Source organism: Streptomyces sp. ME02-8801-2C, assembly GCF_033793965.1.
GTDB lineage: Bacteria > Actinomycetota > Actinomycetes > Streptomycetales > Streptomycetaceae > Streptomyces.
The window spans coordinates 17478-41806 of sequence record NZ_JARAXP010000030.1; the positions used below are offsets into that span (position 1 = coordinate 17478).

At 66.5% G+C, this 24329-nt stretch carries 18 protein-coding genes and 6 pseudogenes; 16 read left to right on the forward strand and 8 right to left on the reverse strand.

Annotation, left to right across the window (positions count from 1 at the left end; translation table 11 throughout):
* The first annotated feature begins 246 nt into the window (after window positions 1-246).
* Both PV396_RS42715 and PV396_RS42720 read left to right on the forward strand, forming a co-directional pair.
* On the forward strand, window positions 247-690 hold the full coding sequence (locus PV396_RS42715) for a non-canonical purine NTP pyrophosphatase (protein WP_319213767.1): 444 nt from the start codon (window positions 247-249) through the stop codon (window positions 688-690).
* 34 nt (window positions 691-724) lie between these two features.
* Window positions 725-1384 (forward strand): HD domain-containing protein, encoded by a 660-nt coding sequence (locus PV396_RS42720; RefSeq protein WP_319213768.1) that lies wholly within the window; start codon window positions 725-727, stop codon window positions 1382-1384.
* Between the two features lie 76 nt (window positions 1385-1460).
* Here PV396_RS42720 and PV396_RS42725 read toward each other — a convergent pair whose 3' ends face one another.
* Window positions 1461-1934 carry an Rrf2 family transcriptional regulator gene (locus PV396_RS42725; RefSeq protein WP_319213769.1) on the reverse strand — a complete coding sequence of 158 codons (474 nt, stop codon included), beginning with the start codon at window positions 1932-1934 and terminating at the stop codon, window positions 1461-1463.
* A gap of 80 nt (window positions 1935-2014) precedes the next feature.
* Here PV396_RS42725 and PV396_RS42730 point away from each other — a divergent pair, with 80 nt between their 5' ends.
* Together PV396_RS42730 and PV396_RS42735 are read left to right on the forward strand one after the other, a co-directional pair.
* Window positions 2015-2758, forward strand: coding sequence for an SDR family oxidoreductase (locus tag PV396_RS42730; RefSeq protein ID WP_319213770.1), 744 nt, complete (start codon window positions 2015-2017; stop codon window positions 2756-2758).
* Window positions 2759-3038: 280 nt separating this feature from the next.
* A complete protein-coding gene (locus PV396_RS42735) occupies window positions 3039-4634 on the forward strand; it encodes an ISL3 family transposase (protein ID WP_319213771.1) in 1596 nt (531 codons plus the stop codon).
* 83 nt (window positions 4635-4717) lie between these two features.
* Here PV396_RS42735 and PV396_RS42740 read toward each other — a convergent pair whose 3' ends face one another.
* Window positions 4718-5029, reverse strand: a complete 312-nt coding sequence (locus PV396_RS42740) for a DUF6234 family protein (RefSeq protein WP_319213772.1) — start codon at window positions 5027-5029, stop codon at window positions 4718-4720.
* 499 nt (window positions 5030-5528) lie between these two features.
* Here PV396_RS42740 and PV396_RS42745 point away from each other — a divergent pair, with 499 nt between their 5' ends.
* Window positions 5529-6050, forward strand: coding sequence for a recombinase family protein (locus tag PV396_RS42745; protein WP_319213773.1), 522 nt, complete (start codon window positions 5529-5531; stop codon window positions 6048-6050).
* A 144-nt stretch (window positions 6051-6194) separates the two neighbouring features.
* Window positions 6195-6473, forward strand: a complete 279-nt coding sequence (locus PV396_RS42750; RefSeq protein WP_319213774.1) for a hypothetical protein — start codon at window positions 6195-6197, stop codon at window positions 6471-6473.
* 85 nt (window positions 6474-6558) lie between these two features.
* On the opposite strand, the gene PV396_RS42755 is transcribed toward PV396_RS42750, so the two are convergent.
* Window positions 6559-7569, reverse strand: coding sequence for a hypothetical protein (locus PV396_RS42755; protein WP_319213775.1), 1011 nt, complete (start codon window positions 7567-7569; stop codon window positions 6559-6561).
* A 177-nt stretch (window positions 7570-7746) separates the two neighbouring features.
* Between PV396_RS42755 and PV396_RS42760 the strand changes: the two genes are divergently transcribed.
* Window positions 7747-7887, forward strand: a complete 141-nt coding sequence (locus PV396_RS42760) for a hypothetical protein (RefSeq protein WP_319213786.1) — start codon at window positions 7747-7749, stop codon at window positions 7885-7887.
* Window positions 7821-7992: pseudogene (locus PV396_RS42765) on the forward strand (DDE-type integrase/transposase/recombinase); the annotation flags it as partial. The gene PV396_RS42760 and the pseudogene PV396_RS42765, both read left to right, overlap by 67 nt.
* 229 nt (window positions 7993-8221) lie before the next feature.
* On the opposite strand, the gene PV396_RS42770 reads toward PV396_RS42765, so the two are convergent.
* From PV396_RS42770 to PV396_RS42780, 3 genes are all read right to left on the reverse strand, one after another.
* Window positions 8222-8653 (reverse strand): SRPBCC family protein, encoded by a 432-nt coding sequence (locus PV396_RS42770; RefSeq protein WP_319213776.1) that lies wholly within the window; start codon window positions 8651-8653, stop codon window positions 8222-8224.
* 794 nt (window positions 8654-9447) lie between these two features.
* Window positions 9448-9678: a hypothetical protein gene (locus PV396_RS42775; protein ID WP_319213777.1), complete on the reverse strand. Its 231-nt coding sequence runs from the start codon at window positions 9676-9678 to the stop codon at window positions 9448-9450.
* A 5-nt stretch (window positions 9679-9683) separates the two neighbouring features.
* On the reverse strand, window positions 9684-9842 hold the full coding sequence (locus tag PV396_RS42780; RefSeq protein WP_319213778.1) for a hypothetical protein: 159 nt from the start codon (window positions 9840-9842) through the stop codon (window positions 9684-9686).
* Window positions 9843-10427: 585 nt separating this feature from the next.
* Here PV396_RS42780 and PV396_RS42785 point away from each other — a divergent pair.
* Both PV396_RS42785 and PV396_RS42790 read left to right on the forward strand, forming a co-directional pair.
* Window positions 10428-16634 carry a DNRLRE domain-containing protein gene (locus tag PV396_RS42785; RefSeq protein WP_319213779.1) on the forward strand — a complete coding sequence of 2069 codons (6207 nt, stop codon included), beginning with the start codon at window positions 10428-10430 and terminating at the stop codon, window positions 16632-16634.
* Complete coding sequence (locus tag PV396_RS42790; protein ID WP_319213780.1) at window positions 16631-17167, forward strand: hypothetical protein; 537 nt, start codon at window positions 16631-16633, stop codon at window positions 17165-17167. The genes PV396_RS42785 and PV396_RS42790 overlap by 4 nt, the downstream gene beginning before the upstream one ends.
* Window positions 17168-17264: 97 nt before the next feature.
* Here PV396_RS42790 and PV396_RS42795 read toward each other — a convergent pair.
* A pseudogene (locus tag PV396_RS42795) lies at window positions 17265-18182 on the reverse strand (transposase); the annotation flags it as partial.
* A 225-nt stretch (window positions 18183-18407) separates the two neighbouring features.
* On the opposite strand from PV396_RS42795, the gene PV396_RS42800 reads away from it, so the two are divergent.
* The 3 genes and pseudogenes from PV396_RS42800 to PV396_RS45295 form a co-directional block, all read left to right on the forward strand.
* Window positions 18408-20333, forward strand: a complete 1926-nt coding sequence (locus PV396_RS42800; RefSeq protein ID WP_319213781.1) for a carboxypeptidase-like regulatory domain-containing protein — start codon at window positions 18408-18410, stop codon at window positions 20331-20333.
* Window positions 20334-20514: 181 nt separating this feature from the next.
* A pseudogene (locus PV396_RS42805) lies at window positions 20515-20619 on the forward strand (IS6 family transposase); the annotation flags it as partial.
* Between the two features lie 105 nt (window positions 20620-20724).
* Window positions 20725-21186, forward strand: a pseudogene (locus PV396_RS45295) (DUF4158 domain-containing protein); the annotation flags it as partial.
* 542 nt (window positions 21187-21728) lie between these two features.
* Here the strand turns inward: PV396_RS45295 and PV396_RS42820 are convergent.
* Window positions 21729-21950 (reverse strand): hypothetical protein, encoded by a 222-nt coding sequence (locus PV396_RS42820; RefSeq protein ID WP_319213784.1) that lies wholly within the window; start codon window positions 21948-21950, stop codon window positions 21729-21731.
* A gap of 737 nt (window positions 21951-22687) precedes the next feature.
* Here PV396_RS42820 and PV396_RS42825 point away from each other — a divergent pair.
* From PV396_RS42825 to PV396_RS42835, 3 genes and pseudogenes are all read left to right on the forward strand, one after another.
* Window positions 22688-23248: pseudogene (locus PV396_RS42825) on the forward strand (Tn3 family transposase); the annotation flags it as partial.
* Between the two features lie 22 nt (window positions 23249-23270).
* The gene (locus tag PV396_RS42830) at window positions 23271-23978 is read left to right on the forward strand and encodes a Tn3 family transposase (protein ID WP_319213785.1); all 708 of its coding nucleotides are present in this window, start codon (window positions 23271-23273) and stop codon (window positions 23976-23978) included.
* Between the two features lie 135 nt (window positions 23979-24113).
* Window positions 24114-24329: pseudogene (locus PV396_RS42835) on the forward strand (transposase); the annotation flags it as partial.

The following is a 24329-nucleotide window of genomic DNA, read 5'->3' on the forward strand; positions in this document are numbered from 1 at the left end:
CCGAGGGTATACCTGTTCGGCATATCACCTACCAGGCCCGCCGCTGAAGAACGTAAGTGGGTGCAGCGAGCCGCCGTTTCTGGCGCCTCGCTGCACCCACTCCGATGCTGAAAAGCGCCAGCGCGGGGATGCAGGTGACCCAACAGGAGGCGGTCACTCGTCCTCGGGGGCATGCGGATCGCGTAGGGGGCGCAGTCCGCCGGGTATGTCGGGGAGCTGGAACGAGTAGCAGCCGAGCAAATGTTGATGTGCTGCCGTACGAACGGGGAGAGGCGGGCCACGTCCTCGTCGCAGACATCGAAACCGTCCGCCCGCAGCTGGGTGACGGTCCCCGGTGCCCTCGTGGCATGGTTCCTCGAAAGCGTGGGCACCGCGGGCATACTTCGCATGATGGTCGGCTGGGCGGACCGCTCCGCCCACGTCGTGACCGCCGTCGGCTACTGCGACGCCTCAGGAACCCAGGTGTTCGAGGGGACGGTCCAGGGTGAGATCGCGCTGGCGGAAGCGGGCGCCAACGGTTTCGGGTACGACCCCATCTTCGTTTCCGCCGGCAGCCGGTGCACCTTTGTCGAGCTCAGCGATGAGGAGAAGGACGGCGTTTCGATGCGGCGTCTCGCGCTCGACAAGGCCCGCACGGCACTGAACCTGGATGCCCGCCTCGTGGGTGAGGCTCTGCCGGTCCAGCTCTGAGCCGAAACCGCACCTACCCGACGAGAGGAACAGCATGACGCTCCCCCCACGGACTCCTCCGGCGACGGCGCGCCTGCTCGATCCGGCCGAACAGCCGCACGATGTCGCGCCGCGGCTGGCGGCGCAGATCGCCTTCATCGCGGAGGTCGACCGTCTCAAGACCGTGCTGCGGCTCAGCCCGCTGCTCGCCGCCGACCGCAGGGAGAACGACGCCGAGCACTCCTGGCACCTGGCGCTGATGGTCCTTGTCCTGGCCGAGTACGCCGACGAAACCGTTGACGTGGCACGGACGTTGAAGCTCGTCCTGGTGCACGACCTGGTGGAGATATACGCGGGCGACACCTGCCTCTTCGACGATGCCGCCAGGAGGGACCAGGCGGAACGTGAACGCGCCGCAGCCGACCGGTTGTTCGCCCTGCTGCCGGCGGACCAGGAGGGGACGTTCCGCTCCCTGTGGGACGAGTTCGAGGCGCGAAAGACGCCGGAGGCCCGATTCGCCAAGGCCATGGACCGGTTGCAGCCGCTGTTGCTGAACTTCGGCAACCACGGGGGGACCTGGCGCACCCCTGGCGTCACCCACGCCGTCGTACATGACCGCACGTCCGTCATCGGCGAAGGCTCCCGTGAGCTGTGGGGCTACACCGAGAAACTGCTCGCCCTCGGCGCCCGGCGGGGCTGGATCGACGGCGGGTGACGCGCGGCGAACGGATCGCGCCGACGGAAACGCCCTGACCTCCGGCTCTGCCACCGCCGCGCCGCGCGGCGGTGCGCTACGCCGTCCCCGTCAGGCGCAGTCGGGTGCGGGACGGCGCCGACTCGGGCAGCGCGCCGATGATGTCGGCGAGGGTGACCCCGGCGAGGCTGCCTCGCCACGCCTCATGCGCGTCGATCATCTTCTCCGCGAGGACACAGGTCCGGCGGCAGTCCTCGGGAGGCAGCGCGCCTCGTCCCTGCTGGCGGATCTCGCGGCACTCGTACGGCGAGGACGTGCCGTCGACGGCCTCGACGATCTGCAGCAGGGTGATCTCGCGGGCCGGACGCGCGAGCCGGAATCCTCCGCGCGGGCCGGTGGTGGCGGCCAGCAGCCCGGCCCTGACGAGTGCCTTGAGCTGCTTGGCGAGGTAGGCCGCGGGGAGGTCGTAGTACTGCGCGAGTTGCGTCGTGGACGCACTCGCTCCCGGTTCGAGCTGCGCCAGCGTCGTGGCGCAGTGCAGAACCCATTCAGTACTCACAGGCAGCTTCACGACCACAGTCTATCGCAGACATTGTGGACCTTTTTTATCCATGATATCTTCGGTGGCGAGAGAGAGAAGGAGAGATCACCATGCGGATTGCTGTCGCCGGGGCGACCGGAAACATCGGGACCCTCACCGTCGCCGCCCTCGAACGGGGCGGGCATGACGTCGTGCGGATCAGCCGCTCGCTCGGCGTGGACCTGTCGACCGGTGACGGGCTCGACGACGCCCTGACCGGCGTCGAGGCGGTCATCGACGCGACCAACGCCCCGGCGACCGAGCGGGCCGAGAGCGTCGAGTACTTCGGTACCGCGACCCGGCACCTGCTCGCCGCCGAGGCGCGGGCCGGTGTCCGTCACCATGTGCTGCTGTCGATCGTCGGGATCGATCGCATCGAGGGCAACGCGCACTACGCCGGCAAGCGGGAGCAGGAGCGCCTCGTGGCCGCGGGACCGGTGCCGTGGACGGTCGTCCCGGCGACCCAGTTCCACGACTTCGCCGCCATGGTGACCAGCTGGACCGAGCAGGACGGCGTCGCCACGATCGCGCCGTTGCTCGTGCAGCCGATCGCGCCCGCGGACGTGGCCGACATCCTCGCTGAGATCGCGGTGGGCGAGCCGCAGGGGCGGTACGTCGATGTCGCCGGGCCCGAACCGCAGGACCTGGTGGACATGGCCCGTCGCACCAACGACGCGCGCGGCCGTGTGGTGAAGCTCGTGCCGACGTGGTCGTCCGTGTTCGGTCCGGAGATGGCCGGCGACGCGCTGCTGCCGCGCGAAGGCGCCCGTATCGCGCCGACCGCCTTCGACGAATGGCTCGCGAAGCAGCGGTAGTTCCCGCGGACGTGCCGGCGCTCACCTCCGAGAGGTCCCACCCCTCGGAGGTGAGCCCCGGCACGTCCGTGCCGCATCCGGTCAGGCGGACGGCAGCAGGGCCTCGTAGGACGGGCCCTCGGAACCGGCCGCCAGCATCCTGAGTATGTCGGTGAGTTCGGGCTCTGGTCCACTTCGTGTGGTCGCGTACGCAGGGTGACTGTTGATCTTCGTGTGATGTCGGTTGAGTTCGCCCGAAAATCGCCAGGCTGGATGGTGGTGTGGTCGACAGTCCTTCGCCATGAACGAAGTGCTGCCGCAGCTGGATGAGCTCCTGTTCTCCTCAGCCGAGGGCGTGGTGGTGGAGTCGGTTGAGGTGACCGACACGGTCGTCCGGGTCGAGGCTCGGATGACCGTCAAGCGGGCGGCCTGTCCGGGGTGCGGATGTTGGTCAGGCCGATTACATGGCTCCTATCTGCGGTTTCCTCGTGACCTGCCGACAGCAGGCAAGTTCGTCGTGGTGTCGTTACGTGTGCGGCGGTTCGTCTGCGAGGAGGACTGCTGCCCGCGCAAGACCTTCGCCGAGCAAGTACCCGGGCTCACTCGCCGGTTCGCGAGACGGACTGAACGGCTGCGATCGACGCTGGTGTCGGTCGGCCTCGCGCTCGCGGGCCGAGCGGGCGCCCGCATGACGGATGCCTTCCAGGTCCCGGTCAGCAGGAACACCTTGCTGAGGCTGATCGCCTCGCTTCCGGACCCCGCCACCTCCGCACCCCGGGTGGTCGGCGTGGACGAATACGCCCAGCGCAAGGGCCATATCTACGGAACCGTGCTCGTCGACGTTGAAACACGTCGCCCGATCGACCTCCTTCCCGACCGGGAAGCGGACACCCTCGCGGCCTGGCTCGTCGAGCGGCCCGGCATCGAGATCGTCTGCCGTGACCGGGCCCCGTTCTTCGCCGAAGGCGCCACCCGCGGCGCTCCGCAGGCCCTCCAGGTCGCCGACCGATGGCATCTCTGGCACAACTTGGGCGAAGCCGTCGAGAAGTGCGTCTACCGGCACCGCGGCTGCTTGTGGCCCACGCTGGCGCAGCCTGAAGAACCTCAGGAGGAGGCGGAGCCAGCGGCGTTGTCACCTTGGCCGACAGGGCACCGGTTCGCCGAACGCACCCGCGCCAAGCACGCCACCATCCACGCCCTCCTCGCTGCCGGTCACAGCAAGAGGTCCGTCGCCCGGCAGCTTGGCATGACCCTCAACACCATTCTGCGCTTCTCCCGCGCCACGACCCCGGAGGAGATGTTCACCGGGCAGTGGCAAAGCCGTGCGACCAGGCTCGACGACTACAAGCCCTACCTCGATCAGCGCTGGCAGGAAGGCTGCACCAACGCCTGGAAACTGTGGGAAGAGATCAAGGAACAGGGCTATCCACGCGGCTACGCCAGCGTCCGCGACTACGTCAGCAGGACTCTTCGCAGCAAGCCTCAACCGGTCGGCCCCCGGCCGCCATCGGCCCGCGCCGTCACTCGCTGGATCCTCACTCACCCCGACGCCCTGCCCGAAGCTGACCGGCTCCAGCTCAAAGCCGCCTTGGCCAACTGCCCCGAACTGACCGCACTCGCCGAGCACGTGCGCTCCTTCGCCCACATGCTCACCCAACTGCAAGGAGACCGACTACCCGAATGGATCGAAGCGGCCAGTGCCACCACCGAGCTGCCCAGCCTTCGCCACTTCGCTCAGCACCTCCTGCGCGATCTCGACGCCGTCACCGCCGGCCTCACCCTGCCCTGGAACTCAGGCGTCGTCGAAGGCCACGTGAATCGGATCAAGATGCTGAAGCGGCAGATGTTCGGCCGTGCAGGATTCGAACTCCTCCGCAAACGAGTCCTGTTGGCGTGACCAGGTTATTTCTACCTCGCGACCTCGCCGGGTGAACGACGGGCGGGTTGGTATGCGGAGGGTAGTTCGTTGGCCGACGCACCCTAGTCAGAAAGGGCCAAGGCGGCGAGTAGTCCTGCTCCGACTCCCAGGACAATCAACTGCATGATGCCCGGGGTGCGCCACCGCAGGGCAAGGAGGCCGCCGCCTGTGACGACTGCACCACCGACCAGGAGCCACATTCCCTGCCACGCCATCTTGGGCGCACCAGGCAAGTTGTCCTGGTCGTAGCTGTCGGCCCAGCCTGTCATCCCATAGCGGAACACCAACCAAGCGATGACCATCAAGTCGAGGATGAGTAGCGCCAGGCTGACCCCAACCTGCTGACCGATCGACGGCTCACTTCCGCGTTCCATACTCACCACCGGTGCCCATGAGAGCCTGTTAACCGCATGAGGTCAGCATGCGACTGTGACGGGCTCTGCACATGAGTACGGCTACTCAGTGAGCTGTCAGTAGCGGAGACGGAAAACTGACCACAGGCTCGTTCTCGCAGCAGGGAGTGCTGGTCCACTTTCTAGCTGAACCTTCACTCAGCGTGCCCACACCACAAGAAGTGGACCAGAGCCCAATCTCGTGTACAGAGCCAACGGAGCGACTGACCGCCTGGCTCGCAGGCTTCCGCGTCCCCGCCGTCTAAGAATCACCCGCGATGAAATCCTGAACCCCATGGCCTACCGCAGCCGCCACCACCTGTCGGTAAACGTGGAATGACGACAGGCGCCCCGGGCGTCCAATGAACCCATACTTTCCGGGGCCTCACGAAGGCGCGGATCCAATCAGATCCGATGACGGCTGGCGACAGGGTTTGATGACACCTCGGGTCCGATGGGCCGACAGGAACGAGGAAGTACTGTGGTCAACCTGGTTTACAAGCGGGTGTCGACCGACCAGCAGTCGACCGACCGTCAGAACCTCGTCCTGGACGAGGCCGACATTGAGGAGCCGGTGGTCTTTGAGGAAGAGGGTGGCACCTCCAGCCGCCTTCACCCGCTGGAGCGCCCGAAGTTCGGCGACCTGCTGACGTACGCACGGCCGGGCGACACCGTGCACATCTCTGAGATGTTCCGCCTTGTACGCGGCACCCAGCACATCCTCGACGTGCTCGGCGTCCTGCACCGTGACCGCCTCGCCCTGCGCATCCACGACGGCGCGTTCTCAGCCATGGATCTCACCGCCCGCCACCCGCGCACCGGAGAGCTCCTGTCCACCGTGAAGTTCATGGTGCAGACCCTCGCTGCTGCCGGCGAACTTCAGCGCGACCTCCAGCGCGAGCGGACGTACGACGGACTACGGGCTGCCGAGGCGAAGGGCAACAAGGGCGGACGCCGCCCGGCAGTCACGGCCGGGAAGACCAAGGGCGTGCGCGCCGCGTAGCTGGAAGGCCAGTCCATCGCCGCCCTCGCCCGCGATCACAACGTCAGCCGCGGCGCCATCCGCACCGCCGTCGCGGACCTGCTGCCCGAGTACACGCCCGTCGGCGCGGGCACCCTGGCCCCGGAGCTGTCGGTGGTCCTCGACATGCCGGGGAAGGTGGCCGACTTCCTCCGCGCCGCTGATCTGGCACCCGTCGAGCGCGCCGTGCTCGACCAGGGCGTGACCGTACGGCGCGGCCAGGGCTACACCTTGCGTATCACCGCTGTGCCCGCGATCCACCGCCGACTCCTCGACCTCTGCCAGGCCCTCGACGGCGCCGCGGCGGTCCCGGCCCAGCGCAAAGCCCGCCGCGAGTACGAGAACCGCGTCAATCTGCATGCCCCCACTACAGATCTCGGAGGTCAGTCACGCTCCGCTACATGACGGGTAGCGGCAGCTATACGAGAACACGGCCGACCCGAGGCGTGACGTGGCGCGTGTCTACGCCGCGTCCTCGAGAAAGGCCCCCTCAATCCATCATTGCGGCGCCGAACCCGCCCAGGATCTCGTCCATGTTCAGCTCGGTGGCGCCGACCGGAGCCGTGGGCTTCTGGCCCTCGCTCATCCGCACCACCAGGCTCAGCTTCTTGACCTTCGCGTTCTTGGCCAGCTTTGCGAGGTCGACGGAGACCTCGGTCAGCTCTCCGTTCTTGAGGGTGAAGTCGGCTGTGACCTTGGCGTTCGGGGCGTCCTTGAGGTCCTCGTCCCTGGGCAATTCCATGCCCGGCGGCAAGTTCTTCGCGAGCGGACGGATCTCGCCGAGGAACTCCGTGATCAGCGTACGGAACGGAGCAGTGGCGGTGATGTGCTCGGAACCGTCCTTGTCTCCGGCGGTCTTGAAGTCGACCTCGCGGGCGACGGTCTCGCGCAGCGCCTCCAGTATCTGCTTTTGCGCCTTGGCGTCGAGGGTGGACTCTGGCGCGGGCGTCGCACCGGGCTCCGCTCCCATCTCGGCGGCGGTCTGCTCCATCTCCTTGTTGTTGATCTTCACCCACTCGCCCTCGAGTACCTTCTTGAGCCCGCTCGCCTCCGGGGGAAGGTCCTTCACCGACGGCACGGGAAAGCCCATCGCCTTGCCGAGGACGTTCACGTCGGAGCGGATGTACGTGTAGTCGCCGAGGACCCGGTACTCGGTGATGTCACCGTCCTTGTTGCTGATCTTCAGCGCCATGCCGACGTAGTCCTTCTCCCCAGACTCCCCGATCGGCTTTATCGACTGCACGGTGACACTGACCTTCGCGCCACTGAACAGGTCGGCGATCGCGGTGGGCATCTCCTCACCGGGCTCCGGATCCATCGAGGCGTCCAGCGCCTTCAGACTCCGGGCGTCCGTGTCGAGATCGAGCTCGAAGGAGATCGTCTTCTCCTTGGCGAGCTTCTCGAAGGCCTCGTCGAGCTTCTTCCCGGCGGTGAGCTGCTCCACGGTGCCGCAGGCTGCGGAACCCGCCAGGACGGCGCCGACAACTGCGGTGGCAGTCAAGGTCTTACGTATGGCGGTGATGATGGTCTCCTCGTCAGTACGATCACAACGTGATCATCGACGAAGACTTGTGACGTCAACAAATGGTTGTCCCCCGCGTGAGCGACGTCGACCGGGCGATGGGCCCCACGGGTTCGACCTGCTTCCGGCTGTCGATCTGGGTCTTAAAGAGCGCTCGTGCGCCGCCGGACGCGCGAGCACGGCCACCGTCTCGTGAAGCTGTTCGTGGAGAGGGCCGTCTCCGGCACGGTCGCCAGCGAGGAGCGCCCAGAGTTGGCCACCGGCCCTCCGTCGAACACCGCTCGCACAAGGGCCTGAACGACCGGGCGGAGATCAGCCACCAGCCGACCCGGCAGCGTGAACGCGCGATGAAGGGCTTTCGAAGCACTGGCGGGGCACAGCGATTCCTGTCCGCGTTCAGCGGGATCTCACCCCACTTCCGACCCCACCGCCACCTGATGACGGCCTCCGGCTACCGAGCCGAGATGACCATCCGCTTCACCATCTGGGACCAGATCACCCGCGCCGCCGGCTGGCCAACCGCACTCTGAACACACACCCGGACCGCTTGCCCACCACGCCCCGACACACCATCAGACAGTCACGCACCCAACAACGTGACAACACCGGTGGGGCTGTTACGTTTTGTTACTCACCGTCCTTGTTCCACATATTTCCTGAAGTGCTCCAGATCGTTGCCGACCACGCGTTCGACCGCGTTCGCCTGCGCGAAGCCTCTCGGGCCGCCGAAGGTGTCCCTGACGGCGTCCGGGTCGTACTCGAGCCGTGCCTGGACGCGGGTGTGGTTCTTGTCGATCGGCACCAGGGAGAAGGAGCCCGTCAGCTCGGGGGTGCCTCTGGTGTGCCACTCCAGCACGCGATTCTCCGCGTGGTCGTGGTAGTCGGCATCGAGTTCGCGGGTGTGATCGCCGGCCTCGATGGAAAGATGCGCGCGGCCCTTCGCGTCCGCACGCGCGTCGCGTACTCCGTCCACAAAGCGTGAGTAGTTCTCCACTTGGTGCAGGCTGTCCCAGGCCTTGTCGATCGGGACTCCGACGTCGACATGTTTCTCGAGGGTGCTCATGGCCCACCTCCATGTTCGGTTCACGGCGTATGGCCTTGCTCTTTCCAGTGTGCGCCTTTGAGGTCCCCGCTTCCCTGCTCACGTGTACAGAAGGCTCAGGAAGTTGTCGTCATCCTCGGGTTCACACGGCTTTCAGCCGGACAGCAAGTGGAAGTCTCTCTGGGGTTGGGTGGTAGGAGCTGTGGTTCTTGCGGCCGCGGTCGTCGGTATTCTGGCTTGGGCCGGCGTCCGGCCCCCTTGGTTGCCGCCGGAATCGACTCCGTCAGGGTCATCGTCCGAGCCGTCGGGGTCACCGTCAGAGCCAAGCCGCTCGCTCAATGTCTACGCCTATTGCCGATACAAAGGGTTCGCCACTTCACGACCGGAGCAGGATCCGGGGCTTCGTACTGTGAAGGACTGGACGTGTGTCCACGCCGACGGAACGTCGGTACCCATCACGACCACAGGCGTCCTCTCCTGGGATGAAGCCTGCCAGTACCAGTGGGGCCCTGATTTCTTGGCCACGCACCCCAGCCCCGATGCCAACTACCGCACGGTGAGGTGCGTGCGGGCTGCCTGACGAACGCCTTGGGGGAGGCCTTCACCGGCGCAGTACCGTGGGACCTCGAAGACTGATGAACGCGAACATGTCCCGGCCGAGTCCGGCCGATCAGACGCTCTTGAAGGTCGCCTCCCCGAACCCGTCGATGCCTAGGTGTGCCATCTCATGACATTGATGCCGTGCTGAGTTGAGGACGCGGACGTGACGCAGCCCCGACGGGAATCCCGTCGGGGCTGCGGTGTCCGGAGACTGCTCAGGGGCCGGGGTTGAAGTCCCCAGGTTCGAAGTCGACGTACTCCGGCGGACCGAAGTCGTCGTCGGACTCAACGTGCGGAGGCCAGATACGGCCGGCGGCGGTGTCGAAGAAGTCGGGGAGGGCTTCCTGGCCGTACATGGTGCTGGCCAGCACAGCGGCGAAGCGGCTGTCTGTTCCGGTGCCGATGTACTTCCAGCACGTGTAGTCGAACGCGAGGTCCTCGTCCATGGGCGTCACCTCTTGTCCGTGATGTAGCGGAAGACTTCGTGGAGCTTCCAGGAACCCGCGTCCAGGACGACCGGGTCGACCTCGGGGACCAGTGCTTTTCGTTCACGAATGGCCCGCACCTCGTATGCCCAGTCGCCGCAGGGGCGCCTTCGTCGACCGGCCATATGTATCCGTACCAAGGCTCCGGGTAGTCCCGGTAGGACGTAGTGGGCTGGCGCCTGGCCACGGCGAGGCCGTCCAGCAATCGAGCCGCCAGCCCTCGTGCGCGTTCCGTGCCACGAAGTCCTTCACGGTGTTGGCCGGGGGCCGGCGCGGCCCTGGAGGAGCTCGGGTGACAGGCCGGCCACCGGTTCGAGGGTGGTACCAAAGCCGCAACACCAAGACGCTTTCACATCAGCGATCGCCTTTTTATTGCCTTTTGAGGCGATTTTCCGTAAAGCATCGGCCAAGATCAAATCCGCGAAGGCGTTGCGAGTGAACTCCAATCTTGGCGCGAATAGTATGATCTTTCGATATTTGCGGCATCTGCGGAGACCGTCGATCGAAGGTTGCAACAGGCCTTCTTTCGAACATGTTTGCTTTGTCTTTGCGAAGTGATCAATAGCCCGATGTGCGGCTTGTGGGGGCGGTGTAAAGATCTGCTGCCGATATCACCACAGGCTTCACCATCAGGAAGATCACGGGGAATGTTCGTGCGCAGTAGATCGCGATTTGGCAGATCTGGTTCTCGTTCACGGTCGGTGGGCCTCGTGGCCGCCGTCGTTCTGGTCGCTGAGACGGCACTGACCCTCGCCGGTACCGGGATGGTCTTCGCCCTACCGGACAGCGACACCGCGGTGTCCGTCGCCACGTCCGTCTCCGGGGCCGCCCAGTACGGCCCGGCCGAGGCGCAGGATGCGACGTCGGCGTTGCTGATGGCCCGGTTGCAGAACCGGAGGATCGAGATCCTGTCGGAGCGGACGACGGACTCGACAACGTACGCGCTGCCAGACGGAAACATGCAGACCGAGGCCTACGTGGGCCCGGTGCGGGTGAAGCAGGACGGGGCCTGGCACGACATCGACACCAGCCTCACCGACTCCGGCGACGACCTGAAACCGGAGGTCGCAGCGGCCGACATCGCGGTGTCCGACGGCGGTGACACCGCTCTCGCCTCCGTGACGAAGAGCGGCAGGTCCTTCGGCCTCGGCTGGGAGGACAAACTGCCCACGCCCACCGTGCGCGACGCGACCGCCTCCTACGCACTGGGTGACGGCCAGACCCTCACGGCGACCGCGCTCGCGCAGGGCTTCTCCGAGAACATCACTCTCGACCAGCAGCCGGCCGGCCAATCCCTGTCGTACCGGATCCCGCTGAACCTGAAGGGCCTGGCCCTCTCCCAGGCCGACTCCGGGCATCTCCTGTTGAAGGACTCCGACGGCAAGCTGGTCGCCGAGGCGCCCGCGCCGATGATGTGGGACGCCAGCAAGGACCCGGCCTCCGGCGAATCCGCGCACCAGGAACAGGTGGCGACAGAGATCGAGACCGCCGCCGACGGCGCACAGACCCTCGTCCTCACCCCCGACATGACCTTCCTTGCCACCGCGACCTACCCGGTGACGGTCGATCCGACCACCACTCTCGCGGTGACCACCGACACCTGGATCCAGACCCCGGACTACCCGGACTCGCAGATCTCCTCGCAGGAGCTGAAGTCGGGCACGTACGACGGCGGCGCGGACAAGGCCCGGTCGTACCTGAAGTTCGACGTGTCGAAGTTCGTAGGAAAGCACATCACCGACACCAACTTCGCCCTCTACAGCTACTACTCCTCGACCTGCGCCACCGACGGATCAGGCACCACGGTCCGTCGGATCACCTCCACCTGGACGTCGGCGGGCCTGACCTGGGCCGGGCGGCCCGATTCCACCGGCACCGGCGCCGTGAACAACCTGGTGCCGCGCGGCTACTCCTCCGCCTGCCCGGCCGCCTGGTCCAACTGGGACATCGACGCCATCGTGCAGGCCTGGGCCGACGGCGCCCCCAACTACGGCGTCATGGTCTACGGCACCAACGAAAGCGACTCCACCACCTGGCGCCGCTTCCGCTCCGCCAACTACACCACCACCGGCTACGCACCGAAGCTGACGGTCACCTACAACTCCTACCCCGCCACGCCGACTTCGGCCGCAATGTCACCGTCCGCCGTCAACACCTACAACGGCAAGCGGTACGTGACCTCGTACACTCCGACGCTGTCGGCGAAGGTCTCCGACCCGGACGGCTCGACGGTCAAGGCTCAGTTCGAGATCACCAACGACCCGGCCTACACGGGCGAGACCTCGTACTCCTACACCGCCACCTCCGCCTCCGTCTCCTCCGGCGGCACCGCCACCCTGGCTGTCCCGAGCGCGAGCCAGTTGGCCGCCTCGCATCTGCGGATGCGGGTGCGCGGCTACGACGGCACCGACTACGGCGCATGGTCGTCCTACCTCTACTTCGAGCCGAACGTCGCCAAGCCCACCGCACCCACGATCTCCTGCGACGCATACCCCTCCGGTGTCTGGACGGACAAGTCCAGCAGCGGCGCGACCTGCACACTCGACACCTCCTCGAGTGACGGGCAGGGCTACGAGTGGGGCCTGGACAACTCGGCCGCCCCCAACAAGGTGTCCGACACGACAGACGGAATCGGCGGAGACCCGCTGACCGTCCACATCACGCCCGCCAACGGCTGGCACACGTTCTCCGCGAAGACCATCGACTCCGGCGGCAACCTCTCCACCTCCACCACCTCCTACTCCTTCGGCGTCGGCAAGGCCGGCCTCAACTCGCCGACGACCGGCGACACCACCGATGACGACGTGACCCTGGCGGCGACGCAGTCGGGAGCGTTCACGGGGGTGACGTACCAGTACGAGATCGGGTCCGCCGACCCCAACGGCTGGCAGCCGATCCCCCTGTCGTACGTCACCAAGGCTTCAGACGGTACGGCGGTGTCGTCCTGGCCGCTGGGCTTCGCCGCCTCCGCCCAGCCCGTCGACCTGGACTGGGCGGCCACCGGCCAGCTGAACGACGACGGCCCGGTACAGGTGCGGGCGCTGTTCACCGACGGCACGAACACCTACGCCACTACTGCGGCCACTGTCACCATCGACCGCAAGGCCGACAACGCACCGACCGCGGATCTCGGTCCAGGGTCGGTGAACCTGCTGACCGGTGACTACGGACTGGACGCTACGGACGCCTCCGCGTTCGGGGCTGCGGTGACCCGTACGTTCTCCTCCCGCGACCCGCTGGGAGCGTCCGGGCAGGACGGCCAGGTCGCGATCTTCGGCCCGAACTGGATCTCCGGCATCACCGCCACCAAGGCCGACTGGGGATACATCAAACAGACATCTCCCAGCTCCGTTGCCGTGGTGGACTCCACCGGCACTTCAACCGGCTTCACCCTCCTGAACGCCACCGCTGGCACCTGGACCCCGCAGCCGGGTTCGGAGAGCCTGACCCTGACCGGCACCTTGTCCGGATCCTCCTTCACGCTGAAGGACACCGACGGCACCACAGCCACCTTCACCAAGCCCAACGGCAACTCGACCTGGCAGCTCGCCACGTCCTACACGATCACCAGCGACTCGGCGACCACCACCACGGTGACCTCCCACGCGGTCGCGGTCTCCGGCGGCAGCCAGTATCTGGCCGAGCCGCAGTACGTCATCGCCCCCACCAGCGCCGTCTCCGCAGCCACTTGCGCGGGTGCCCCGTCCACGAAGGGCTGCCGGGTCCTCGAGTTCGCCTACGCGCCCTCCACCACAGCGACCGCCTCCACCCCAGGCGACTACGCGGGCCAGGTACAGCAGATCAACCTGTGGGCGACCGCCCCGGGAGCCTCGGCCTCCACCGCCACCCCGATCGCCGCCTACGACTACACCAGCAGCGGCCAACTCGCCGATACCTGGGACCCGCGGCTGTCCACCCCGCTCAAGACCAGCTACACCTACGACAGTGCCGGCCTGGTCACTACCCTGACCCCGCCCGGCCAGCTGCCGTGGACCTTCGCCTACGACCACGTCGGCAGCAACGGCGACGCAGGGGACGGCATGCTGGTATCCGTCTCGCGCCCGACCTTGCAGGCCGGCACCACCGCCACCACCGACGGCGGCACAGCCACCACCAACGTCGTCTACGACGTCCCCGTCTCCGGCTCCGCCGCCCCCTACGACCTGTCCTCCAACAAGACCGGAACGTGGGCCCAGACCGACAACCCCACCCTCGGCACCGCCGTCTTCCCGCCCACCTCCGTCCCGTCCAGCCACAACGGCACCGCCCTCGGCTCAGGCGCCTATATCAAGGCAACCATCACCTACATGGACGAGCGCGGCCTGGACGTGAACACCGCCGCCCCGGGCGGCCACATCACCACCACCGAGTACGACGACCTGGGCAACACCACACGCCAGCTGACCGCCGCCAACCGCGAACTGGCCCTCGGCACCACGACCAGTACCGACCCCCTCGTGGCAGGTGCGATCACCAGCGCCGGGTCCCCCGCGGAGGCCGCCGGCCTACTGTCGACCACCACGAACTACACGACAGCCTCCGACGGCTCCTCGTTGGTGTCGGATGTCCTCGGGCCCCTGCACACCATCACCCTCCGACACACTCTTCCAGGCGGGGCCAGCACGGCGGACCTTGTGGCGGGATCGGAAACCCTCGCCCGCTCCCACACGTCCATCGACTACGACGAAAACCGTCCCAGCAGCGCCAAAGTCTCCGACCTGATGACGTCTGTCACCAGCGGCGCCGCTGTCCCCCTCTATCCGTCCGACGGCGACAAGCAGACGACGGCCACGACCTACGACTGGACCACCGGCCTGCCCTTGACCACTGTCACCGATCCCTCGGGCCTGGCCATCACCACCACCTACAGCTACGACAGCGACGGCAACCAGACCAAGGAAATCCAGCCGACCTCCTCCGGCACCGACGCAAAAACAATGCTGACCACCTACTACACCGCCACCGGCACCGGTTCATGCGCCGGCCACTTCGACTGGGCCGACCTGGTGTGCACCCAGGCCCCCGGAAACACGATCACGGACGGCGGCAGCAACCCGAACCAACTGCCCACCCGGACCTACACATACGACAACTACGGCCAGGTCAAGACCCTGACCGAGACCGCGAACGGCACCACCCGCACCACCACCACGACCTACGACAGCATCGAGAGGCCCCAGACCGTCACGACCACCGGTGGCACGGGCACGACCACGCCTGCCACGACCTACACCTACGACACCACCACCGGCGCCCCGTCCACGGTGACCTCCAACAATCAGACCGTCACAGCGACCTACGACAAACTCGGCCGCCAGATGACGTACAACGACGGCACCGGCAACACCACCGCCACGTCCTACGACAGCTCCGACCGCCCGGTCAGCCGCACCGACTCGGCACCCTCCACCACCACTTACACCTACGACACCACCACCGGCCTGCCCACCACTCTCACCGACTCCGTCGCCGGCGCCTTCACCGCAGCCAGCTACGACGCCGACGGCAACCTCACCGGCGAAACCCTCCCCGGCAGCTACACCCTCACCCAGACCTACGACACCACCGGCGCACCGACCGTCCGCGCATACGCCGACTTCAGCAAAACGCCAGTCCTCACCGACACCGCCGACTACACCGCCGACGGACAGCAAGCCGGCCACACCGAGAACAACGGCACCACCACCACCAGCACCTACACCTACGACGCCGCCGACCGCCTCACCCAGGCCAGCGACGACAGCGGCTCCACCTGCACCACCCGCAGCTACGGCTTCGACGGCGACACAAGCTACAACCGGACCTCACTGACCACAGCCGCGAGCATCACCGACTGCGCCAGCACCACCACCGCCACGACCACCGCCACCACGGCAACCCACACCTACGACAGCGCCGACCGCATCACCGACACCGGCTACACCTACGACGCCTTCGGCCGCACCACCGCACTCCCCGACGGCACCACTCTCGCCTACTACACCGGTGACCTCGTCCGCCAGGAAACCACCAGCACCACCAAGCAGACCTGGACCCTCGACGCCACCCATCGCCTGGCTGCCTGGACCACCCAGACCAGCACCGACGGCGGCACCACCTGGGCCACCACCGCGACCCGGGCAAGCCACTACGACGACGGCACCGACAGCCCCGCCTGGACCACCGAGGACACCTCCGGCACCATCACCCGCAACGTCACCGACCTCGCGACGGGCCTCGCGGCCACCACCTCCGCCACCGGAGGCACCACGCTGCAGCTCGCCAACATCCACGGAGACATCGCAGTCCAACTCGCCATGAGCACGACCGCCATCACAGCACTCAGCTACGACGAATTCGGGAACGCCACGGGCTCGGCTCGCTATGGTTGGCTCGGCGAGGCACAACGCAGTTCAGATGCCCAGTCCGGAATCATGCTCATGGGACTTCGTCTCTACAATTCGGGCACTGGACGATTCCTTTCTGTGGACCCTGTTCTGGGAGGTAGTGCGAACGCGTACGACTACACCAACCAGGACCCCGTGAACCAGGTGGACCTCGCTGGAACCCATACCGCCCACCGAACCTGCGGGTACTTCACTTGCACCATCTATATTTCACGCAAAGCCACGGAGTCTCTCTACGCCTATTTCGTCCGGCACGGCTGGACCTTCGCGGCTGCAGCCGGGATTATCGGCGCTATTGGCGGGGGCTTGGCATGCGACGGTAATTACTGGTGCCTGGGTGCATTCGAGGCTTGGGCCCTCCTCTGGGGGGCAGACATCATCGATGCCACGGATGAAGCTCACATGGACCACAAATGCCTTGCCATCAAGACCACATCACCAACAATCGGGTTTTGGTCCCATCATGCATTTCTCGGGTACCTACCACTTTATCCTGAAGAAGTAGGGGGAAAGAATTGCCAAAAGAAGTGAGTGTAAGTGACGCACATCCGCTCGTGCTCGCTGCGCGGATACTGCTCGCCCAGACCGTTGTCTGTTACCTGGCGTTCCTGATACTGCTCTTCGCTGAAGGAATGATCCATTTTGGAGCGCGCGTGGCATTTCAGCATGCGCTCGAGCGAGCTGTGATAGGGGGCGTTGTGCTCGCTGTGGTCGTTACCCTCTCGCGGCTCAAGAAAGCGAAAAGAGGGTCAGGTATCTCTGCGCGCTCAATACTTGGCGTCGAGCGCTTCGACATCCCTCTCCCGATGGCCGCATCTGCTTCCTTCGATATCCAGGAGAAACTGCAGTCGGTACCAGGAGTCGGCAACGTCATAGTTCTGGGTGACCAGAGTTGGGGCGTAGTCCTGAAAGGTCCCGCTCGATGGCTCGCCAGAGTCCACGTCACTGTGACGGGCGACCGGCTGGCCGTAGTAGAAGCGGCACCACGACATCCTTTCTTCTTGCCCGCCGGTGCGGACACTCGAACGGTCGGCGCCTTGACCAAGAAGCTGGGTGAACAGTGAAGTTCCGGAGTGTTTGAGGGGCGAGACAGGAAGGCGTTCACGCCGACGGGAGGAACGGCGCGGCCCCGCCAGGCGACAGCACGCGGGCGGGGCCAAGGGCGGGCCTGAGGCGGCGGGGCTCGGCGGGTCGCTCCCAGGGACGGCGCAGGTCCTCGGCGAGGGGGCGGGCGAGGCGGAGCTGGGTGTGGGCGGCGATGATGAGCCAGGTCCACAGATCGGCGCTGTCGGCGTGGCGGACTTTCGGGGCCGTCCAGCCGAGCGTCTGCTTCAGGAGCCTGAAGGTGTGTTCAAGATCGAATCTGCGGAGGAACGACTGCCACCAGCGGTCCACGTCCACCGGCGTCGCGGCGGTAGCTGAGCACCACAGCCAGACTGGTTTCGGGTCGCGGTTGCCCGGCAATCGCTCGACCTGCAGCCGCACCAACGTGCCGTGCAGGACGGGAAGTTCCTCCTCGGCGTGATCCAGCCATGGACCGCAGTGGGTGAGTCTGGGGTGCATCCGTTCCCAGGCCATCGTCTCGGCCTTGCCATAGCTGGTGGTGTCCGTAGCTGTGGTGACGTCGGGCTGGTGCCAGCTGTCGGGCTTGGCCAAGGTGAGGACGCCGCCGTGCCGACGGGGCCGCCCGCCCTTCGGGCCGGAACGTGCGGGGCCTGCGTCGCGGAGCATGACCCGGTCCGAGCGCAGGCGCCCGACCAGCACGACCGGCAGGTCGGCCAGGGCGTGGGAGAGGTAGGTGACGTCGTAGCCGACGTCCATCACGATCAGGATCTCCAGGTCGCCCGGCCGCCAGTGGCCAGCTTGCGTCAACCGCTCGACGACGTCGCGCAATTGGGCGGCGGTGACGAGCGTGGCGTCGTCGCAGGGCCCCAGGCGCACGGCGTCCAGCAGTGCGACCCAGGAGGTGCGGCCGGACTCCAGCGCGGCAACGAAGGAGTACGGCCAGCCCGGCACGAACTGGTCCGTCTTGCGGTCGCCACGTCCGTAGACGTGGCAGAACAGCCGGTTAGGGGAGGTCCCTTGCCCGCTGGCCACCTCGTTGGTACGTTCGGGTCGCTACTTTCTGTGATGGCGCGCGTACTTGCAGGAGGTGTGGCCATGGCCTGCTGGCCCCTGTGCAACCGTTGGTGTGAGTGCGTGGACGATGTCTGTCGCCCCTCAGCACTCGTCGTGAACGCCATCCGTCTGCGGACTCTCGACGGTCGGCCTGTCAAAGTCCGCGCTGGCCGCCCGGACGTACGTATGGGGGAACTTGAGGCGAACAACGATGTCTACCCCGTATGGTCCACATTCTTCCTGCTCTCGCCCCCTGGCCACTGGCCAATGAACAGTGGCGACAAGGTCAGCCTCGTCAGCCCCGACGACCGCTGGGCGCCTTCCGCCAACAAAGTGCGCGTCGAACATGGCGGCCGCCGGAAGGAGGACATTGAGTACTACGTGATGGGCGGCCCGAACACCTGGGTGTGGGCCGCGCCCGCCGGTGCACCAAACTTCACGTCCGGCTTACCCGGCTACGCCCAGGACACGGACCCCTTCGAGTGGGAATTCACCCTCGAGAAGGCCGGCGGCGGCACGATCGACGACGGCGACCACGTCTCGATCCGGATTGGGCAGAGACGCATCGATGAGGGCCCCTACTACTTCCGCGTCAGCGATTCCGGCGACGGCGCGACGATATTCGGGGACGGTCTGGCGCCATTCGAGAGCGACTCCACGTTCATCATCAGCTCTGCCGAAGTCCGCAACGTCCTCGGGCCGCGGCCCGAGGGGGAGATCGACTGTCAACTATGCGGGACCGTCACCGGCACCGTGACAGACACACACGGCCAACCGGTCGCCGACGTCACGGTTACCGCCGAGCCAGGCCCTCAGGACGCAGGCGCACCCGCACCGATCGCCGATCATCCGGTCTCGGCCACCACCGACGCCGACGGCAACTATCGCCTCCGAGACGCCGAGGGCCGGGACTGCATAGCGCCGGGCCAGATCACCCTCACCTTCACCTCCGACCGCCACCAAACCTTTAGCCGCGCGGCTCTGGTGCCTGGCGAAGGCGGCGTCACCAAGGACATAAGACTCGCGTGCACGGTGGTCCAAGGCAAAGTAGTCGAAAACATCGGCGGGAACGATGTGCCGGTTCCTGGCGTCGAAGTGACTCTCACCTACACCGACACCGCCGTGTCGTTGATCGCCGTAAGCGATCCAATCACTGGAGAATTCGTCTTCGAGTGTGTGCGTCACACTGTCGCCACGCTCGCCACGGAGTCCACCTCGCCGCAGTCCGTTCTCACCATCGCCAGCGTGTCGAGACCGATCCCCGACACAGGTGTGCGCGATATCATCATTCGCATCCCTAGTCCTGGGCAGTGTCCGGTCGTCTCTGGCATCGTGACCGACGCCATGACCGGCGCGGCGCTCGAAGGCGCGAAGGTGACCGTGCTGAACACCACCCCGGCCGGCGTCCTCCACACGGACACTGATGCCCAAGGCCGCTACTCGATCCAGATGTGCGGCCTCAACGGGAACTGGTCGCTCAAGGCCGGGAAGACCAGGTATGAATCGCTCACCCAGCCGACCGGCGCGCTACCTGTTACCGGGACGGTGACCGTCAACTTCGCGCTCCGGCCGTTGGTCCCGCCAGGAACACCACCCACCATCGACTGCACACTATTCTGGGGGAAGCAACCCGCCCAGCTGGGCCAGCCGCCACAGCAAGACCTGGACTCCCACCTCTCAGGGCCCGACGGATCCGGTGCCGCCGACTCGAGATTCCACTGCTACTACGGGCGGCCCGCGCCGGTCACCTTCGTGGAACTCGACCGTGACGACACCGACTGGGAAGGCCCCGAGCACATCGTCGTCAAGGAATTCATGTTGGCGGGGCAGCCGACTATCGTACCCGGCGAATACCACTACTGGGTACGCAACTTCTCGGGCGAGTCCGGCCTGACCTCCTCGGGCGGTCGTGTGAGCGTGCTCGTGGACGGCCGACTCGAGCATCAGTTCTACGCGTCCAAGGCGCTGGGGGACTCCACCAAACGTGGGTGGCGTGTGTTCGACTTCAGGGTTACCGCAGACGGATCGGTCACCATTCGTCAGCTCGAATTCAACGGCGTGCCCGCCCCCGATGGCTACTTCGTAGACGCTGCCGACAGTGAGGATCTGTAAAACGCCGGGCTGAGTGCCTTCGTGGTGTAGCGCCGTATGCCTGGCTGATCTGGCTCAGCTTGGCCCAGTTCGCGTCCTTCGGCCCCACCGCCATAAGGAGAAACGGAGCCATCAGCACGATCCCGAGCGCCGCCGGACGCGCGAGCACGGCCACCGTCACGTGAGAGAGCTCGTCTCCGGTCGCCAGCGAGGAGCGCCCAGAGTTGGCCACCGGCCCTCCGTCGAACACCGCTCGCACAAGGGCCTGAACAACCGGGCAAAGATCAGCCACCAGCCGACCCGGCAGCTGAACGCGCGATGAAGGGGTGTGACCGAGATACGGGTCAAAGGGGCAACGGGATGATCTTGAAGCTCTGAGCGCCCGGCCCGTGGCTCAGTGTCGTTGGTGGTGATGTTGACCGTCGTCTGGGGCCTGGGGTGGGTTGTGACATCGATCGAACGGACCGCGTATCCGCGGTTCAAGCGGCTGATCACCGCGCACGAGCTGCATCTGTTCTTCTCGCCGACTCGCGATGAGCTTCAGTGGGCGGCCGATGCCACGGACTGCGATGAGCATCTGCTGGCCCTGCTGCTGATGCTGAAGTCGTACCGGCGCATGGGGTGTTTCCCGGCGATGGAGGACGTCCCGGAGATGGTGGTGGACTTCGTGCGGCGGGCGGTGGAGCTGCCGGAGGGCACGCTGCCGGTCTACCGGGCGGAGCGGACGGCCAAGCATCACCGCGGCCTGGTCCGCAAGCGGGTCGGCGTGACGTACGACCAGGCCAGGGCCCGGGGGATCGTCGAGCAGTCGATCCGCAAGGAGGCCGCGGCGAAGAACCGCCCGGCGGATCTGATCAATATCGCGCTGGAGAAGGTGGTCGAGGCAGGGCTGGAGCTGCCGGGGTTCTCCACCTTCGACAAGATGGCCTCGAAGATCCGTACCGAGGTGAATGCCTCGATCCGCGCGGGCATCCACGACCGCATGAGCGCCCCTCAACGGGCGGGGCTCATGCTGCTGCTGGAGGAGCGCGACAGCGACGGGACGACGCTGTTCAACCGGCTGAAAAAGCCCGCCAAGGGCCCGACCTGGTCGCACTTCAAGAACCTGACCAAGCGTCTGGAATGGCTGGACGGTCTCGGCGACACGGACGGGTGGATGGACGGTGTCGCCGCCGGGAAGATCACCGACTTCGCCGGGGAGGCGGACGCGGCGGATGCCTCGGAGCTGCGGGACTTCGTCCCCGTCAAGCGCATCGCGCTGGTAGCGGCCCTGACGCACAAGGCGAGGATGCGGGTGCGGGACGACCTGGCGACGATGTTCTGCAAGCGCGTGGCCACGAAGATCAAGAAGGCCAAGGCGGAGCTGGAGGAGATCCGGCTCGCCGAGCGGGAGATCGTCGAGGCCCTGATCGGGAACTACCGCACCGTGCTCAAGCACATCGACGACGGCGGCCCGGCCCAGGAGGCGCTCACGAAGGCCGCGGCCATGACCGCCGAGGCCCGCCAGGCGCTGGAGGGCCTGGACGAGAAGGCGTCGGTGGACGAGGTCGCGACGCGGCTGGACGGCCGGGTCTCACCGGCGGTCCTCGCGCTGGCGAAGGCCCAGGTGGTGCAGGCCGGCGGGCTCGGTGCGGTCACGCGCGGTGGAGGGTTTCGGCGGGTTCGCGGGGCAGTACGAGCAGATCGAGAAGGTCTCCGCCCATCACGGCAACTTCTGGGAAGTGCTGCTGTACGGGCAGATCGGCCGGGACCGGGCGGTGATGTTCGACCTGGCCGCCGCCGAGAACCTGAAGTTCACCGCGACCAGCGAGGACAACCGGGTGCTGGACGCGCTCGCGCATGCCCAGCGTCACCAGGCGGCCCGCGGCGAGTACATCACCGCCTTCAACGAGGAGGGCAAGGAGGTCGACATCTCCTTCGCCACCCAGAACTGGCGCAAGGCCGTCCTCGACAAGACCCGGACCGGGCAGTTCGTCCGCAAGCACTTCGAGGCGATGGTCTTCACCGCACTCGCCGAGGAGCTGCGTACCGGCGACGTCGCGGTGGTCGGCTCGGAGGAGTACGCCGACTGGTCCGAGCAACTGCTGGACTGGGAGGCCGTCCAGGAGACGCTGGGGTCCTACCTGGTGGAGGTCGGCCTGTGCGAGCCAGGTGAGAGCGCCGAGTTCGACGCGAAGTTCTTCCGCCGGCAACTGGAGGACAAGCTGCGAAGTGCCGCCGCGGCGGCCGATGCCGGGTACCCGGAGAACGAGGGCCTGGTCATCGATCCGGAGACCGGCATCCCGTCACTGAAAGCGTTCAGGGCTGACGGTCAGCGGCTCTCGGCGAAGCGGCTGGAGCAGGAGATCAAGGCGAGGATGCCGGAACGGTCCCTGATGGGGATCGTGGCCCGGACCGCGTACTGGGTGGAGTGGTGGCGCCGTTTCGGCCCGCCGTCAGGCAACGAGCCCAAGCTCACCGACCCCTTGGGCCGCTACGTGATCGTCACGTTCGTCAAGGGCACCAACATGGGCCCCTACGAGGCCGCCCGGCACATCCCCGGGGTGTCCGGGCACGAGCTGTCGTACGTCGCCAACAAACACTTCTCGATCGTGCTGCTGAACGAGGCGGTCGCCGACCTGGTCAACGCGCACGCCCGCCTGGACATCTCGCAGGCATGGGGCGACGGCACCGCGGTGGCGGCGGACGGCACCCATATGGACACCTACCTCGACAACCTGCTCTCCGAGACAAGCGTCCGGTACGGCAAGCCGGGCGGCATCGCCTACCACCACGTCTCGGACACCTACATCGCGCTGTTCCCGCACTTCATCCCGTGCGGCGTGTGGGAGGCCGTCTACATCATCGAGGGCCTGCTGAAGAACACGAGCGAGGTGCAGCCGACCACGGTGCACGCGGATACGCAGGGCCAGAGTTTCCCTGTCTTCGCGCTCGCCCACCTCCTGGGCTTTCGACCTGATGCCCAGGATCAGGAACTGGAAGGAACTGACCTTCCACCGGCCCTCCAAGCAGACGGAATACGTGCACATCGACGCCCTGTTCGGGGAGCCGGGCAAGAACGTCATCGACTTCGACCTGATCGAGTCCCAGTTCCGCCACCTGATGCGCGTGGCCGTCTCCGTACGCGAGGGCGCCATCTCCTCCTCCACGCTGCTCAAGCGGCTGCGCTCCGGGTCGAGGAAGAACGCCACCTACGCCGCCTTCCGTGAGGTCGGTCGCGTGATCCGCACCGTCCAGCTTCTGCGCTATCTCTCCGACGCGCCGCTGCGCCGGCGGGTGACGGCGGCGACCAACAAGGTGGAGTCGTTCAACCGGTTCTCCCAGTGGATCGGCTTCGGCAACCGTGGTGTCATCGCGGACAACGACCCGATCGAGCAGGAGAAGGCGATGAAGTTCAACGCGCTGCTCACGAACGCGGTGATCTTCCACAACGCCCTGGACATCGCCGAGATCGTCCGCCAGCTGCTGGAGGAGGGATGGGAGATCGATCCGGAGGACCTGGCGCACATCTCGCCGTACCTGACCGAACACATCAACCGGTTCGGCGAGTACAGCACCCACGAACTCGGTATCCAGCCCGACGCGTACGACCCCAAGCTCGACGTCGACTTCACCCCGCTGCGCGAGCAGGACCTGACCCCCGCCGGCCTCGGCCAGGCCGCCTGACCATCCGTACCCGAAGACTTCTCCTGCTGCTTCGCCTGGTCCCTGGAGGCCGGGGGCTCTAGGGCCTGTATTGAGTGGTGATCAATTTGCCGGATCTGCCTTCGCTCGGGAGGCCGATCCGGTAGTCCAGTGCACATGACGCGTGCGCAACTGACGGACGAGGAGTGGGGGTTCGTCGAGCCGTATCTGCCGGTCGGCGAGTACGGCCCGTATCCCGAGCGGCTGCGGCAACAGTTCGAGGGCGTGATCTGGAGTTCCGCTCGGGAGCGCAGTGGCGGGAGATGCCGGACCGGTTCGGTGCCTGGTCCACCGTGCACAACCGGTTTCGGCAGTGGCGGGACGCCGGGGTCT

Excerpts from the sequence above, each read along its gene's own strand:
- PV396_RS42715 (WP_319213767.1), top strand. The coding sequence starts at position 247 with ATGTGCTGCCGTACGAACGGGGAGAGGCGGGCCACGTCCTCGTCGCAG.
- PV396_RS42720 (WP_319213768.1), top strand. The coding sequence starts at position 725 with ATGACGCTCCCCCCACGGACTCCTCCGGCGACGGCGCGCCTGCTCGAT.
- PV396_RS42730 (WP_319213770.1), top strand. The coding sequence starts at position 2,015 with ATGCGGATTGCTGTCGCCGGGGCGACCGGAAACATCGGGACCCTCACC.
- PV396_RS42735 (WP_319213771.1), top strand. The coding sequence starts at position 3,039 with ATGAACGAAGTGCTGCCGCAGCTGGATGAGCTCCTGTTCTCCTCAGCC.
- PV396_RS42740 (WP_319213772.1), bottom strand. The coding sequence starts at position 5,029 with ATGGAACGCGGAAGTGAGCCGTCGATCGGTCAGCAGGTTGGGGTCAGC.
- PV396_RS42750 (WP_319213774.1), top strand. The coding sequence starts at position 6,195 with ATGCCGGGGAAGGTGGCCGACTTCCTCCGCGCCGCTGATCTGGCACCC.
- PV396_RS42770 (WP_319213776.1), bottom strand. The coding sequence starts at position 8,653 with ATGAGCACCCTCGAGAAACATGTCGACGTCGGAGTCCCGATCGACAAG.
- PV396_RS42775 (WP_319213777.1), bottom strand. The coding sequence starts at position 9,678 with ATGGACGAGGACCTCGCGTTCGACTACACGTGCTGGAAGTACATCGGC.
- PV396_RS42780 (WP_319213778.1), bottom strand. The coding sequence starts at position 9,842 with ATGGCCGGTCGACGAAGGCGCCCCTGCGGCGACTGGGCATACGAGGTG.
- PV396_RS42800 (WP_319213781.1), top strand. The coding sequence starts at position 18,408 with ATGGGGGAACTTGAGGCGAACAACGATGTCTACCCCGTATGGTCCACA.
- PV396_RS42830 (WP_319213785.1), top strand. The coding sequence starts at position 23,271 with ATGCCCAGGATCAGGAACTGGAAGGAACTGACCTTCCACCGGCCCTCC.